Source organism: Lelliottia jeotgali (genome assembly GCF_977070485.1).
Map to the genome: position 1 here is coordinate 69,149 of NZ_CDRVFO010000020.1, position 14,032 is coordinate 83,180.

General features: G+C 61.4%; 12 protein-coding genes. 6 read left to right on the top strand and 6 right to left on the bottom strand.

Features of this window, described 5'->3' with window-relative positions; all coding sequences use genetic code 11:
• Positions 1–71: 71 nt before the first annotated feature.
• The gene (locus tag ACW4TB_RS23550) at positions 72–1,889 is read left to right on the top strand and encodes an ABC transporter ATP-binding protein/permease (RefSeq protein WP_279933626.1); all 1,818 of its coding nucleotides are present in this window, start codon (positions 72–74) and stop codon (positions 1,887–1,889) included.
• Positions 1,890–1,905: 16 nt separating this feature from the next.
• Here the strand turns inward: ACW4TB_RS23550 and ACW4TB_RS23555 are convergent, their stop codons facing one another.
• The 5 genes from ACW4TB_RS23555 to ACW4TB_RS23575 form a co-directional block, all read right to left on the bottom strand.
• A complete protein-coding gene (locus ACW4TB_RS23555) occupies positions 1,906–2,595 on the bottom strand; it encodes an SOS response-associated peptidase family protein (RefSeq protein ID WP_254467431.1) in 690 nt (229 codons plus the stop codon).
• Positions 2,596–2,985: 390 nt separating this feature from the next.
• A complete protein-coding gene (locus ACW4TB_RS23560; protein ID WP_279933625.1) occupies positions 2,986–3,765 on the bottom strand; it encodes a c-type cytochrome in 780 nt (259 codons plus the stop codon).
• 9 nt (positions 3,766–3,774) lie between these two features.
• On the bottom strand, positions 3,775–4,716 hold the full coding sequence (locus ACW4TB_RS23565) for a copper resistance protein B (RefSeq protein ID WP_455843088.1): 942 nt from the start codon (positions 4,714–4,716) through the stop codon (positions 3,775–3,777).
• Positions 4,717–4,732: 16 nt separating this feature from the next.
• The gene (locus ACW4TB_RS23570; protein ID WP_279933623.1) at positions 4,733–5,032 is read right to left on the bottom strand and encodes a hypothetical protein; all 300 of its coding nucleotides are present in this window, start codon (positions 5,030–5,032) and stop codon (positions 4,733–4,735) included.
• A gap of 14 nt (positions 5,033–5,046) precedes the next feature.
• Positions 5,047–6,789: a copper resistance system multicopper oxidase gene (locus ACW4TB_RS23575; protein WP_279933622.1), complete on the bottom strand. Its 1,743-nt coding sequence runs from the start codon at positions 6,787–6,789 to the stop codon at positions 5,047–5,049.
• Positions 6,790–7,086: 297 nt separating this feature from the next.
• On the opposite strand from ACW4TB_RS23575, the gene dmeF reads away from it, so the two are divergent.
• Positions 7,087–8,082: a CDF family Co(II)/Ni(II) efflux transporter DmeF gene (gene dmeF, locus ACW4TB_RS23580; RefSeq protein ID WP_012313617.1), complete on the top strand. Its 996-nt coding sequence runs from the start codon at positions 7,087–7,089 to the stop codon at positions 8,080–8,082.
• Here the strand turns inward: dmeF and ACW4TB_RS23585 are convergent.
• Entirely contained in the window at positions 8,006–9,289 is a 1,284-nt protein-coding gene (locus tag ACW4TB_RS23585; protein WP_455828431.1) for an arsenic transporter, read from the bottom strand. The genes dmeF and ACW4TB_RS23585 overlap by 77 nt on opposite strands.
• Before the next feature lie 240 nt (positions 9,290–9,529).
• Here ACW4TB_RS23585 and ACW4TB_RS23590 point away from each other — a divergent pair, with 240 nt between their 5' ends.
• The 4 genes from ACW4TB_RS23590 to ACW4TB_RS23605 all read left to right on the top strand — a co-directional run bounded on the left by ACW4TB_RS23590 (position 9,530) and on the right by ACW4TB_RS23605 (position 14,030).
• Positions 9,530–11,770 carry a TonB-dependent siderophore receptor gene (locus ACW4TB_RS23590; RefSeq protein ID WP_279933620.1) on the top strand — a complete coding sequence of 747 codons (2,241 nt, stop codon included), beginning with the start codon at positions 9,530–9,532 and terminating at the stop codon, positions 11,768–11,770.
• A gap of 126 nt (positions 11,771–11,896) precedes the next feature.
• Positions 11,897–12,184 carry a hypothetical protein gene (locus tag ACW4TB_RS23595; RefSeq protein ID WP_012313620.1) on the top strand — a complete coding sequence of 96 codons (288 nt, stop codon included), beginning with the start codon at positions 11,897–11,899 and terminating at the stop codon, positions 12,182–12,184.
• A complete protein-coding gene (locus ACW4TB_RS23600; RefSeq protein ID WP_279933619.1) occupies positions 12,181–13,701 on the top strand; it encodes a PepSY-associated TM helix domain-containing protein in 1,521 nt (506 codons plus the stop codon). Before ACW4TB_RS23595 ends, ACW4TB_RS23600 begins: the two co-directional genes overlap by 4 nt.
• Complete coding sequence (locus tag ACW4TB_RS23605; RefSeq protein ID WP_012313622.1) at positions 13,698–14,030, top strand: DUF3325 domain-containing protein; 333 nt, start codon at positions 13,698–13,700, stop codon at positions 14,028–14,030. The genes ACW4TB_RS23600 and ACW4TB_RS23605 overlap by 4 nt, the downstream gene beginning before the upstream one ends.
• Positions 14,031–14,032 lie beyond the last annotated feature (2 nt).

Genomic DNA, 14,032 nt, shown 5'->3' on the forward strand with positions numbered 1-14,032 from the left:
TCCGTCATGAATGCCTGACCAAAGCCGGCGCAATGCTACGCTCGCGGAAACACTCGGCACGGATACCCACCATGGACATGAACTGGCACCAGGCCCTGCAAGAGAGCCTGAGCTGGCTTGCAATCGCTTCGTTCATCACCCTGATCGGCTTCACTGCCGCCGCTGCGCTGGCTGTGCGCTACACGCGCTGGGGTAGGCAGTTCTGGCAGCTTGCCGGGCCCTATTTCTCCCTCAGGCGCAGTTGGCGACCGCTGCTGGTGTTTGCCGCACTGCTGGTGCTGACCCTGTTTTCGGTACGCATGAACGTGCTGTTCTCGTTCTGGTACAACGGCTTCTACAGTGCCCTGCAGGCCCTTGACCAAACCGCCTTCTGGTATTTGCTGGGTGTGTTCGCGGTATTAGCCACCCTTCATGTGCTACGTTCGCTGTTCACCTTCTACGTGACCCAGGCCTTCAGCATCCGCTGGCGGGTCTGGCTGACCGAGCGGCTGACCAACGACTGGCTGCACGGTGACGCCTATTACCGCGGCCAGTTTCTTGCCGAGCCCGTAGACAACCCCGACCAGCGAATCGAACTGGACGTCAACGCCTTCGTCACCAATTCGGTAACCCTGGCGCTGGGCGCGGTCAGCGCGCTGGTGTCGCTGGTGGCGTTCACCGCCATCCTTTGGGGGCTGTCGGCGCCGTTAGCGGTCGCAGGTGTGGAAATCCCCCGGGCCATGGTGTTTGCCGTGTATGTGTATGTGCTGATCGCTACCTGGATCGCCTTCCGTCTCGGGCAGCCGTTGATCCGTCTGAACTTCCTCAACGAAAAACTCACCGCCAACTTCCGTTATGCGCTGATGCGCCTGCGTGAAAACGCTGAGAACATCGCGTTCTACCAGGGCGCGCAAGTGGAGCGGGGGACCTTGCTGGGGCGCTTCGGGGCATTGATCGTCAATGTCTGGGCACTGGTGTTCCGCAACCTGAAGTTCAGCGGTTTCAACCTGGGCGTCAGCCAGGTTGCGGTGGTGTTCCCGTTCATCCTACAGGCGCCGCGCTTCTTCAGCGGCGCGATCAAGCTGGGCGATGTCATGCAGACGTCCCAAGCGTTTGGCCAGGTGCAGGATGCGCTGTCGTTCTTCCGCGAGTCCTACGACACCTTTGCCCAGTACCGCGCCACGCTCGACCGTCTGACCGGATTTCTTGATGCCAACCAGCAGGCCAGCACCTTGCCACGTGTCAGCACCGAGGAACAGGCGCAGGCCCTTGCTATCTCGGGCCTGCAAGTGATGCGCCCCGACGGCCACGCGCTGATCGCCGACCTCGACTTGCAGCTGCAGGCCGGCCAGGCACTGCTGATCAAGGGCCCGTCGGGTAGTGGCAAGACCACCTTGTTGCGTGCCTTGGCAGGGCTGTGGCCTTACGCCGAGGGTGAGGTCAGGCGGCCCACCGGCACTGAGGCGCTGTTCCTCTCGCAGCGCCCGTACCTGCCACTGGGTGACCTGCGAACCGCCATCGCCTACCCGGCTGACAGCAAGCCGGAGGACGAGGCGCGCATGCAGCAGGCGCTGCGCCAGGTCCACCTGGCCCACCTGGCTGAGCGGTTGGCGGTCAGTTGCGACTGGTCGCATATTCTCTCGGTCGGGGAGCAGCAGCGGCTGGCGTTTGCCCGGGTGCTGTTCAACCGGCCGCAGGTGGTGTTCCTCGACGAATCCACCTCGGCGATGGATGAAGGCCTGGAGCATGCGTTGTATTCGCTGCTGCGCAACGAAATGCCACAAACCTTGCTGGTGAGTGTTGGCCATCGCAGCACGTTGGCCGGGTTCCATACCCACCGGCTGGAAGTGGACGGGCAGGGTGGTTGGTCGCTGCTGGAGCAAAAGCCGGAGGTAGAGATGCAGGTCTAGGAGGCCTGTACCCTGTTCAGGGCTGCATCACGATCAACTGCGCGCCTTCATTACGGACATTCCCCACGGCCTCGCCCACCGCAAACCATTCAAAGGCTTCCACCGGCAGGCCCCGCTCCCGTGCCAGCCGCTCGGCCTGATCGGCAGGCACTTCCAGGTCTATCCATGCCCGTGCATCCACCGGCCCCAGTGCCAGTGGCCGGCGGTCATGGATATCGACCATCCCCGCATCGCTCGCTGCAGTAATGATCACAAACCCATCCCCTTCGTTCGGCTCCAACCCTGCACGTACCTGAGCCAGCGCGGCCATGAACATCGGTGCCTGGCTTTTCAGGCGGATGAAGTAGGGCTGCTTGCGCTTGGGGTCGTGCGGGTCGCTCACCCATTCGTACCAGCCGTCGGCCATGACCAGGGCCCGCCCTTGAGGCCAGAATGCCTTGAAGAACTTGCCCGTGGTCACGGTTTCCACCCGTGCGTTGATCGGCGCAGGCCTCGGGCCCTTGGCCCAGAACGGTACCCAACCCCAATGGCAGGGGTCGATGCGCAGGCCATCGGCGGCGTTGTGCAAAACCTGTACGCGGCTGCCAGGGGCCACGTTGTAACGGCCAATGGGCACGTTGTCGTAACCGCTGATCACATCCTGCCCGGCGTTCAGCTCACGCAGGTAATCGGCCTGGCCTTGATACTGGGCGAAGCGTCCGCACATGGCATGTCCCCCATTCGTCAAATGTCGCGCATCCGATTGACCCGCTGCCGGTTTGCTTGTACGGCTTACATCGTCGGCCGCCGATCTCGCAGAGCTCCCCATCTCGCGGGACGAGTTGTTCGAACTGCGTGCGCCGCACATGTATCTGGTCAGGATAGACGGCGACGGCATGCCTGGGAGGTCGATCCTTTAAAGGGTTTGCGCTGGCGATCTGGTTAGACAGCTTCAACGTGGTCAACGACCAAGAAGTCGTTTGCTTCCAGGTGTGCTATCCATTTCCTGCAAGCAACCGCAACTCGCGTCCCGGTGCACATCAATAGAGAGGACGTCAGCTTAGGCTGCTGGGGCGCTCAGTATGGTCGCACAGGTGCTCAGCCGGGGACGGTGTGTTTACTTGGCCTGGGTGTGCGCCTTCCCGTCTTCATGCACATGGTTTTTGGAGGAATGGCCTGTTCGATGGTCTGAAGGTGCCTCAGTGGCCTGGTGGCCGCCGTGGTGCTCCGTGAGAGACACCGGTTCTGAATGCGCACTTCCACGGTCATGACCTTCCTCAGCCATGCCATGGCCCGTTGTGGCCTCACGGGTACCTTGTTCGGACTTGGCACTGCCGTGTTGACCTTCATGGTCATGCATATCGCTCTCGCCACCGCCATGCTGGTGGCCGCCACTGGAGGCGACCATCGCTTGATACTCCTCGGCATTGAGTTGCGGGAGCTGATCCAGAAAGGCGACGATCCCCCAGATGTACTGGTCTTCCATGCTTTTGCCCCATGCTGGCATGCCGGTGGCCTTGATACCGTGCTTGATTATCCAGAACGCAGTTGCTGGGTCGCCGCTTACGCCGCTCTTGCTGAGGTTGGCAGGTGCTGGGTATAGCGCTTGGCTGAGTTCAGTTTTCTGCAGGCCTGGAGCGAGATGGCAACCGATACACATGGCGTTGTAGTTACCTGCTCCGGCCTTGACCAGGGCGGGGTCTTTCAAATTCGGCACCTTGATGTTGCGTGCTCGAACTTCGATCGAGCGATCACGCGCCATGGCCAAAAACGCATGGACAGCCGGGAAGTGCGGATCATCCGCGCCTACGTTCACGAGACCGAAGTAGGCCGCGCCCAGAACTGCCGCGCTACCTACGGCACCTATCGACAACAGCGTTGTAATTGTTCTTTTCATGTCGAGTTCTCAAAACCACATGCGGATGCCGGCAACGAAGCGCGCTTCGTTCACGTCCCCGCCTTCATCACGGATGAAGTTGGCGGTTTTGCCGTAGGAACGACTCCAGGTAACGCCTATGTAGGGTGCAAACTGGCGGACAATTTCGTACCGTAAGCGCAGTCCGACTTCGGTGTTGGCCAGGCCAGTGCCGACCCCGCGTTGCGGATCGTTCTTGCCATAGAAGTTGGCCTCAGCGGTTGGCTGAAGGATCAAACGATTGGTCAGCAGAATGTCGTACTCACCTTCCACGCGTGCCGCAGTCTGACCGTTCTCACCTATGAAAGCCGTCGCTTGCGCCTCGAAGTCGTACAGCGCCATGCCCTGGATACCGAATGCTGCCCAGGTCTGGGGCGATTGGGGTTGGAAGTCCTGCCGCAGACCGGCGACCACATCCCACCATGGGCTGATCGAGCGGCCGTACAGGAGCTGCAGCTGCGCATCTTCAGTTACCCCGTTGGTGCGCTCGCCCTCCGCGCGAATCCAGAGCCGGTTGACGTCGCCGCCCACCCATCCTGATGCATCCCAGGCAAGCGTGCTGCCGTCATCGGCGTTTTGGTATTCCAGCTGGTCCAGCAAGAAAAAACCGTTGATCCCGCTGTCATCCATTTTGTGCCCGTCGAGCTGGGGGAAGGCAGTCTGGCGGTCGGCGTCGGTCAGCACGGGGATCGGCGTGCGGCTGGTCGAGGCAGGCGAATCGGCCTCCCCGTGTTTCATGTTGGAATGATCCATCGCATCATGGTCCATGCCCTTCATGCTTGCAGGGGCCATCTTGCTGTGGTCCATTGAGGCGGGTTTGGCTTTAGGCTGGCTGTGGCCCATTGCCGAGTGATCCATCCCGGAATGATCCATTTCAGCGGCGATGCTGGGCGAAACGCCCAGCACGCCGAGAAAAACGCTCAATGCCAGCAACGATGGTCGTACAACGCTATTGGCCATTTTTCCCTGCCTTGGCTTTGTCGCTACCCTGTGATTCCATCATTTTGCTGTGGTCCATGCCCTCCATCGAATGATGGTCCATACCTTCCATGGCACCGTGGTCCATGCCTTCATGGTTCATGCCATGGGCTTGCTTGCTCTTTGGCGCGTTCGGCTGCGCTGCATCGGGCGACTTTTGCGTGTGCTGATCATGATGCTCACTGGACCAGGAAGTTGGTGGATAAACCGCGAGCAGGCCGACCATCGCGGCACTGAGGAAAAAGGCGCTTCGTTTCATTGGTTTGCTCATCTCGTCTCTCCCGTTCATTCGTCTACGCGCACTTCTCGGAACATGCCCGTTTCCATGTGGTACATGAGGTGGCAGTGATAGGCCCAACGCCCTAGCGCATCGGCGGTTACGCGATAGCTTCGTTTCGAGCCGGGAGGCATATCGATCGTGTGCTTTCGGACCATGAAGTTGCCATCCTCGTCCTCCAGGTCGCTCCACATGCCGTGCAGGTGGATGGGGTGAGTCATCATGGTGTCGTTGACCAAGGTGATGCGCAGGCGCTCGCCGTACTTGAGCCGCAGCGGCTGGGCGTCAGAGAACTTGATGCCGTCGAACGACCAGGCGAACTTTTCCATATGTCCGGTGAGGTGCAGTTCGATGGTCCGGCCCGGTTCACGGCCATCCGGATCGATGAAGGTGCTTCGCAAATCCGAATAAGTGAGCACACGGCGGCCATTGTCACGAAGCCCGATTCCTGGGTCGTTCAGCTTGGGAGTCGGGGTCATGGTCTGCATGTCGACCAGCGGGTTGTTTGTTTCCGAGGCGGGATGGCTTTGCATGGCACTGCCAGTCGCCATACTGCCGTGATTCATGCCGGCCATGCTGCCATGGTCCATACCCGCCATATTGTTGTGCTCCATGCCGGCCATGTTGCCGTGGTCCATCCCCATGTCGCTCATGGAGATCAAAGGCCTTGGGTCTAAAGCAGGCACCGGGCCCTGCATGCCCTCGCGAACAGCGAGGGTCCCTCTGGAATAGCCAGTGCGATCCATGGATTGGGCAAAGATGGTGTAAGCCTGCTCGTTTTCAGGCTCGACAATGACGTCGTAGGTTTCGGCAACCGCGATGCGGAATTCATCGATCGACACAGGCTTGACGTACTGCCCGTCGGCTGCGACAACCGTCATCTTCAAGCCGGGTATACGCACGTCGAAATAGGTCATGGCGGAGCCGTTGATAAAGCGCAGCCGGATTTTCTCGCCTGGCTTGAAGATTCCAGTCCAATTGCCATTGGGCGCCTTGCCGTTCATGAGGTAGGTGTAGGTATACCCACTCACGTCAGCAAGGTCGGTTGGGCTCATCTTCATCTCAGCCCACATCTTCCGATCGGCCACAGCGCCAGACCAGCCTTTCTCACTCACGTCATCGACGAAGTCGCCAACCGTCCGCTTGTGGAAGTTGTAGTAGTCCGACTGTTTCTTGAGCTTGGACAGGACCTGCGCCGGATTTGCGTCGGTCCAGTCGCTGAGCATGACGACGTAGTCACGGTCGTAGGTGAAAGGCTCTGGATCCTTCGCATCGATCACCAGCGCACCGTAAACACCGACCTGCTCCTGCAAGCCCGAGTGGCTGTGGTACCAGTAGGTGCCGTTCTGGTGGACCTTGAACCTGTATTCATACATGCCATCCGGAGCGATGCCATGGAAGCTCAGGCCCGGTACGCCGTCCATGTTTGCCGGCAGAATGATCCCGTGCCAGTGGATGGACGTGTCCTGTTTCAAGCGATTGCGCACACGCAGCGTGACTGTGTCGCCCTCTCGCCAGCGAAGAATCGGTCCCGGCAGCGAGCCGTTGATGGCCATTGCCGTACGCGCTGCGCCGGTAATGTTCACCGGGAGCTCCCCGATGTACAGGTCAAAATCGGTGCCGGTCAGTACGTTGGGTTGGCCAGGGCTGGTCACGGCCCAGACCGGCGTGCGCCACATGCCCAGCCCACCCAGTAGTCCGGTAGCAGCGAGGCCCGTGACGAATGAGCGTCTCGTGGTTTTGCTTTGCATGCCGTTGCGTCCAGTCAGGTAGATCACTGATATCCAGGCTGCGACTTGGGCAACCATCCCGTTTCAATTGAGCTCTCACTCCGCCTGATTGGCGCTGGTCTCAGGTTCAGGCTAGCTACCGGGCGCTGTCAGCAAGCTGAGCCCGACATTACTTTTCCGTCAGCTTCTGGTTGGTTGCCATTTTTGTTGCACACTGAAGGGCAACCAAGAGGGGATAGGCCTGACCGGCCTGGAGCGCGCACAAGACGTTGAAGAACCATTCGATGCCGATTCGGCGGTATTCAAAGTGAGCAGGCCATGAGCACGACTGATTTCGAACATAGCCACAACTTCTTGGGCACCGCCCACGATGACAATGCCAAACGAACATTGTGGGTAGTGATGCTCACCGTAGTGATGATGGTCGGTGAGATTGCCGCAGGCTATGTAACTGGGTCGATGGCGCTTTTGGCAGATGGTTTCCATATGGCAACCCATGCGGGCGCGCTGGGGATTGCCGCTGCGGCCTATGCTTACGCCCGCAAGCATTCGGCAAGTTCCGCCTACAGTTTCGGTACCGGTAAAGTGGGTGACCTCGGAGGGTTCGCTTCTGCGTTGATTCTTGGCCTTGTCTCGTTAGGCATCGGCATCGAGTCGGTTCTGCGGCTATTTCAGCCTACCCAAGTGCAGTTCGGGATGGCGACCATGATTGCGATCGTCGGTTTGCTGGTCAATATTATCAGCGCTCTTCTTCTGGCCGGCGGCGGTCATGATCACAGCCATTCGCATGGGCATCACACCCATTCGCATGGAGATAACAACTTGCGGTCGGCTTACCTCCATGTGCTCGCCGATGCGGTCACGTCGGTCATGGCGATCGTCGCGCTGCTGGCCGGTAGATACCTTGGCTGGGTATGGCTCGATCCAGTCATGGGGATCATTGGCGCTGTTGTGATTGCACGCTGGGCGTGGTTGCTGATGAAGGATACTGCGGCCGTATTGCTTGATAAGACCGATAACCCTGTCGCCGAAGAAATCAGGGAGTTGCTTGGCCAAGCCGGCGATTTGCAGATCACCGACCTGCATGTTTGGAAAGTGGGGCCTCAAGCGCATGCTGCCATCGTCAGTGTGCATGGCCCAGAGCTGCTTTCTGCCGATGACGTTCGGGCTGCGTTGACGCCTGTACATGAAGTCACTCACCTCACGGTCGAATACCGGACAGTGGCCTGCGGCGTTTTCAAAGGCTCAGGCGCACCGCCAACGCTGCCAAGGTCACCAGCAACACCGGCACCGTCAACAACACCCCAACCTTGAAGTAATACCCCCAGCCGATGGTCACGCCCTTGCGCGCCAGCACATGCAGCCACAACAGCGTGGCCAGGCTGCCGATCGGGGTGATCTTTGGCCCCAGGTCGCAGCCGATCACGTTGGCATAGATCATCGCCTCGCGCACCACCCCCTGCGCCTCGCTGGCATGAATCGACAGCGCCCCGATCAGCACGCTGGGCAGGTTGTTCATGACCGACGACAGCAGCGCCGCAATCAGCCCGGTACCCAGCGAGGCTGCCCACAGCCCGTGCCCGGCCAGCCAGCTCATCACGTTGCCGAGCGAGTCGGTGAGGCCGGCATTGCGCAAACCGTAGACCACCAGGTACATCCCCAACGAAAACACCACGATCTGCCACGGTGCCTCGCGCAGCACGCGGCGGGTGGAGATCACATGGCCCCGGGCGGCGACGGCGAACAGTACCGCCGCGCAGGCTGTGGCCACGGCACTGACCGGGATACCCATGGGTTCGAGAACGAACAGGCTGGCCAGTAATGCCAGCAGCACCGCCCAGCCGACACGGAACGTTGCGCGGTCGCGCACGGCCATTGCCGGCACCTTGAGGTCCTCGGTGGCATAGCGCAGCGGAATGTCGCGGCGAAAATACAGCCACAGCACCAGCAGCGTTGCTGCCACTGCTACCAGGTTCACCGGCACCATCACCGAGGCATAGGCGTTGAACCCCAGGTCGAAGTAGTCCGCCGAGACGATGTTCACCAGGTTGGATACCACCAGTGGCAGGCTGGCGGTGTCGGCAATGAAGCCTGCACCCATGACGAAGGCCAGGGTCGCTGCCGGGGAGAAGCGCAGCGCCAGCAGCATCGACATGACGATCGGGGTGAGGATCAGCGCCGCGCCGTCATTGGCGAACAGCGCCGACACCGCCGCGCCCAGCAGCACCATGAAGGCGAACAGGCGGCGCCCGTCCCCTCGCGCCCAGCGCGCCACATGCAGCGCCGCCCATTCGAAAAAGCCCGCTTCGTCCAGCAGCAGGCTGATGACGATGAGGGCGATGAAGGTGGCGGTGGCGTTCCAGATGATGGCCCATACCGTGGGGATGTCATGCAGCGATACCACGCCGAACACCAGGGCCAGCACGGCGCCGAGTGTGGCGCTCCAGCCAACGCCGAGGCCTTTGGGCTGCCAGATGACCAGGGTCAGGGTGAAAAGGAAGATCAGAGCGGCTGGGAGCATGGAAACGCTGTCTCGTCTCATGAGGAGGGCAGAAGTGACTGTACACGGGCTGGCTACGCATCGGAAAAGTTCCGGTGCAAACATGTAAGTTTCGTAAATAAGATTTAAACCCATTTGAGAATCACTATATTTACCAACCCTGTTGGCCCCCGAACAGTGTTTGCGAGGCCGGTGGGCGCGGGCCTTCCGGCTTCCTGGCAGGGATGTGCCCTTCGCTTACCCATCGCAGGAGATGTGTCAATGCAGTGCAGAACTTCACCCAACAGCCTGGCCCTGGCGTTCGTCGCGTTGGCGTCACCGGCCATGATGGCGACCGCCGCTGAAACAGTGGAGCGCAGCCCTGGTGAGGTGCTGGAAATGCCGGTGGCCGACGACGCACTGGTGATCCAGGACACCCTGGTCACTGCTGAACGCGAAGCGCGTCAGGCGTTGGGTTCGTCGATCATCACTGAGGAAGACATCAAGCGTCGCCCGCCGGCCAACGACCTGTCCGACATCATCCGTCGGGAGCCGGGGGTCAACCTGACCGGCAACAGCGCCAGTGGTGCGCGTGGCAACAACCGGCAGATCGACCTGCGCGGCATGGGCCCGGAGAACACCTTGATCCTCATCGACGGCAAACCGTCCAGCGCGCGCAACGCCGTGCGCTACGGCTGGAACGGCGACCGCGACACCCGCGGCGAAACCAACTGGGTGCCGGCCGAGGCGGTCGAGCGCATCGAAATCCTGCGCGGCCCGGCGGCGGCGCGCTACGGCTCGGGCGCCATGGGCGGGGTAGTGAACATCATCACCAAGCGGCCCACCGAGGCGTTCAAGGGCAGCCTCAACCTGTTCACGCAAATGCCGGAAGACAGCGCCGAGGGTGTCAGCCGTCGTGCCAACTTCAACCTCAGCGGCGGGCTTACCGACAACCTCGGTTTCCGTTTGTACGGTGGCCTGGCCAAGACCGACGCCGATGACCTGGACATCAACGCCGACCACGCCAACAGCACGCTGGTCGCCGGCCGTGAGGGCGTGCGCAACAAGGACATCAACGGCCTGCTGAGCTGGAGGCTCAACGACGAGCACCGCCTCGAAGCCAGCGCCGGTTATAGCCGCCAGGGCAACATCTATGCCGGCGACACCATGAACAGCAACGGCGGCAGCAATGTCGACCTGATCTCCAGCCTGTATGGCCACGAGACCAATGTCATGCAGCGCAACACCTATGACCTGACCCACCTTGGCGATTTCAGCTGGGGCACCAGCAAGACCAGCCTGGCTTACGAATACGTACGCAACTGGCGTCTCAACGAAGGCCTGGCCGGTGGCCCGGAAGGAGCGATCAACGACAGCGGTGCAGCCATGTCGCGGCTGCGCAACACTCGCCTGAGCAGCGAGGTGAACCTGCCGTTTGCCATGGGCAGTGTTGAACATGTGCTGACCTTGGGCGGCGAGTACCTGTACGAATCGCTCAACGACCAGGGCTCGTTCCGCCCCCAGAGCTTCGACCCCAGTGGCGGTGGCAGTGACGTCATCAGTGGCTTCGACCGCAGCAACTCGAAGATGACCGCCAAGAGCTACGCGCTGTTCGCCGAGGACAATATTGTGCTGGGCGACACCACCGTCACCCCAGGCCTGCGCTTCGACCACCACGAAACCTTTGGCGACAACTTCAGCCCCAGCCTCAACCTGTCGCACAAGCTGACCGACGCTCTGTCGATCAAGGGTGGTATCGCCCGGGCCTATAAGGTGCCGAACCTGTATCAGTCCAACCCCAACTACCTGCTCTACAGCCGTGGCAACGGCTGCAGTGTGCAGCAGAGCAACTCCGGGGGCTGCTACCTGCAGGGCAACGCCGACCTCAAGCCGGAAATCAGCGTCAACAAGGAAATCGGCCTGTTGTACGACCGCGGCACCTGGCGTACCAGCGCGACGTACTTTCGCAACGATTACAAGAACAAGATCATCGGTGACACCGATGTGCTTTACACCATCAACAGCGGCCGCCGCGTGACCCAGTGGGAGAACGCCGGCGAGGCACGTGTGGAAGGCATCGAGGGCAATCTGTTCGTCGAACTGACCCCGGTACTGGACTGGAACACCAACCTGACCTGGATGCTCGACAACGACAACCGCGAGACGGGCGAGCCGCTGTCGGTGATCCCCGAGTACACGGTCAACAGCACCCTGGACTGGCGCGCCACCGACAAGCTTTCGTTCCAGGTGGCCGGTACCTACTACGGCAAGCAGAAGTCGCCGACCTACAACTACCGCACCGAGGAGAGCTACGACGCCGAGGCGCAGCAGGATGTCGAGGCATACGGGTTGGTGGATGTCAGCACCGGGTACAAGTTCAACGCCAACTATGACGTGCGGGTGGGCGTGAACAACGTGTTCGACAAGCAGATCTATCGCGGTGGCAATGCCAGTAGCTCGGGTGCCAACACCTATAACCAGCCGGGACGTGCGGTGTTTGCTTCCTTGAATATCTCGTTCTGATGCTTGGGCCGCTCTGCGGCCCATTCGCGGGGCAAGCCCGCTCCTGCAGATACCCCACTGGCGCAAGAGAAGTGGAGTACCTGAGGGAGCGGGCTTGCCTCGATGTGACTACCAGGAAATACCCCAATGAACAATAAAATCGCCTGGCTGCTGATCCTCTCCCGCAGCAGCGCCGCGCTGTTGGGCGGCTACGCGCTTAGCTATGCGGCCACCGCCTGCCTGGCGCGGCTGCTGCCCCTGTCACCTGCCGATGCGGTCATCGTCGCGACCCTGCCAGCCTTCATTTTCTACACCGCAGCCATCCTCTGGGCCTTTGCCAGCCGTGATGCGGTGCGCGCCTGGCTACCGCTTGCCCTCGCTGTGCCCTTGGCATTGATCGGCTTCTGGCCCCAGGCGCTGGAGTGGCTGGCATGAAGAACACCTTCACTCAATCGATGGCCTGGCTGCACACCTGGGGCGGGCTGATCTTCGGCTGGCTGCTGTTTGCCATCTTCGTCACCGGTACCCTGGCGGTGTTCGACAAAGAGCTGAACCACTGGATGCAGCCGGAAATCCCGACCAGTGAAGTGACCCAGGCCGATGCCGCGCGGCGCGCCATTGCCTACCTGCAAACCCATGAGCCGCAGGCCGGCAACTGGGGCGTCAGCCTGCCCACCGATCGTTCGCCCGGGCTGCGGGTGTCTACCGGTGAGCGGCGCCATGGCGGCGGCGTACAGCTTGACCCGCAGACGGGCGAGGCCATCGAGGTACGCGACAGTGTCGGCGGCAATTTCTTTTTCCGCTTCCATTTCACCCTCGACCTGCCGCGCAACTGGGGCATTTTCGTGGTCGGTGCACTGGCGCTGGTGATGCTGGCGGCGCTTGTCACCGGCATTGTCATCCACAAGAAGATCTTCAAGGAGTTCTTCACTTTCCGGCCGAACAAGGGCCAGCGCTCCTGGCTGGACTTTCACAACGCCAGTGCAGTGCTGTTGCTGCCATTCCACCTGATGATCACCTACACCGGGCTGGTGATCTTCATGCTCATCTACATTCCTGCAGGTGTCGATGCGCTGTTCGCCGGGGACAACCGGGCCTACTTCAAGGCCCAGGGCAACGCCCGCCTGGAGCAGCCAAGGGGCATGGCCAGGCAGCCCGCGGAGCTGGCCGATGTGGTACCGCTGCTAGCCCAGGCGCAGGCACGCTTGGGGCCCATAGCCGGTTTCAATATCCGCAATCCCAACACTGCCGGGGCACGGATCGAGGTCCGCCCTGAGCTGGGTAATCGCATCGCCCTGTCCAAAGGGCAGGCCATGGTATTCGATGGTGTCAGCGGGCAGTTGCTCAGCGATGTGACCGAGTGGCGTGCGGCCCCCTTGACCCAGCGGGTCATGGTCGGTCTGCATTTTGCCCAGTTTGGCGGGTACCCGATGCGTTGGTTGTACTTCGTTTGTGGCGTTATCAGCTGCGTGATGATCGCCAGTGGCCTGGTGCTGTTTTGCGTTAAGCGTGGGCGCAAGTACGCCAGCGCCAGCGCGCAGCTGTCGGCGCGGCGTTGGTACCGGGTAGCCGAGGTGTGCAATGTCGGTTTCGTTGCCGGTTTGCTGCTGGCCTGTGTCGGCTTGCTGTGGGCCAGCCGCCTGCTGCCGGTCGAGCTGGTACAGCGCGAACCCTGGGAGGTTCGGGCGTTCTTTGGTGTATGGCTGCTGGCGCTGTTGTATGCGGGTATCAGGCCTGCGCGCCGGGCGTGGGTGGAGCAGTTGGGGCTGACGGCACTGCTGTGCATGGGCCTTGGGCTGTTCGGTGGGCTGGAGGATGCCTTGCGCCTGGGCGTGGCGGCTTGTGCACTGGTGCTGGGGGTATTGCTTGGTGTGGTGGCGTGGCGCGTGCAGAACGCCGAGCCGGCGCCGCTTTCACGCAAGGCAGGGCGCAGCGTGGAGGCAGGCGCATGATGACGCTGATCGCGGGCGGCGCGCTGTTCGCCTATGCCGGTATGCTTGGCCTTTGCCAAGGCCTGGAGCGGCACTACAAGCAGGTATGGCAGCGGGCTTGCCCGCAGTCATTGCGCGTGGTGCTGCGTGGCGCTGGCTGGCTGGCACTGATGATCAGCCTTCTGCTTTGTGCCCAGGTCTGGGGCTGGGCCATGGCGCCGGTAGCCTGGTTGGCGATGATGTCGCTGGGGGCAATGCTGCTGGTCGTGCTGTTGCCGTATTGGCCGCGGCTGGCGGTCGGGCTGGCGGGGTTGGTGCCGGTGTGGGGGCTGCTGCAGCTGTTTGCCTGAGC

What these genes read in the sequence shown, in the direction of transcription:
- ACW4TB_RS23575 (WP_279933622.1), bottom strand. Translation starts at nt 6,789, where the DNA reads ATGCAAAGCAAAACCACGAGACGCTCATTCGTCACGGGCCTCGCTGCT.
- ACW4TB_RS23550 (WP_279933626.1), top strand. Translation starts at nt 72, where the DNA reads ATGGACATGAACTGGCACCAGGCCCTGCAAGAGAGCCTGAGCTGGCTT.
- dmeF (WP_012313617.1), top strand. Translation starts at nt 7,087, where the DNA reads ATGAGCACGACTGATTTCGAACATAGCCACAACTTCTTGGGCACCGCC.
- ACW4TB_RS23555 (WP_254467431.1), bottom strand. Translation starts at nt 2,595, where the DNA reads ATGTGCGGACGCTTCGCCCAGTATCAAGGCCAGGCCGATTACCTGCGT.
- ACW4TB_RS23605 (WP_012313622.1), top strand. Translation starts at nt 13,698, where the DNA reads ATGATGACGCTGATCGCGGGCGGCGCGCTGTTCGCCTATGCCGGTATG.
- ACW4TB_RS23600 (WP_279933619.1), top strand. Translation starts at nt 12,181, where the DNA reads ATGAAGAACACCTTCACTCAATCGATGGCCTGGCTGCACACCTGGGGC.
- ACW4TB_RS23560 (WP_279933625.1), bottom strand. Translation starts at nt 3,765, where the DNA reads ATGAAAAGAACAATTACAACGCTGTTGTCGATAGGTGCCGTAGGTAGC.
- ACW4TB_RS23585 (WP_455828431.1), bottom strand. Translation starts at nt 9,289, where the DNA reads ATGCTCCCAGCCGCTCTGATCTTCCTTTTCACCCTGACCCTGGTCATC.
- ACW4TB_RS23570 (WP_279933623.1), bottom strand. Translation starts at nt 5,032, where the DNA reads ATGAGCAAACCAATGAAACGAAGCGCCTTTTTCCTCAGTGCCGCGATG.
- ACW4TB_RS23590 (WP_279933620.1), top strand. Translation starts at nt 9,530, where the DNA reads ATGCAGTGCAGAACTTCACCCAACAGCCTGGCCCTGGCGTTCGTCGCG.
- ACW4TB_RS23595 (WP_012313620.1), top strand. Translation starts at nt 11,897, where the DNA reads ATGAACAATAAAATCGCCTGGCTGCTGATCCTCTCCCGCAGCAGCGCC.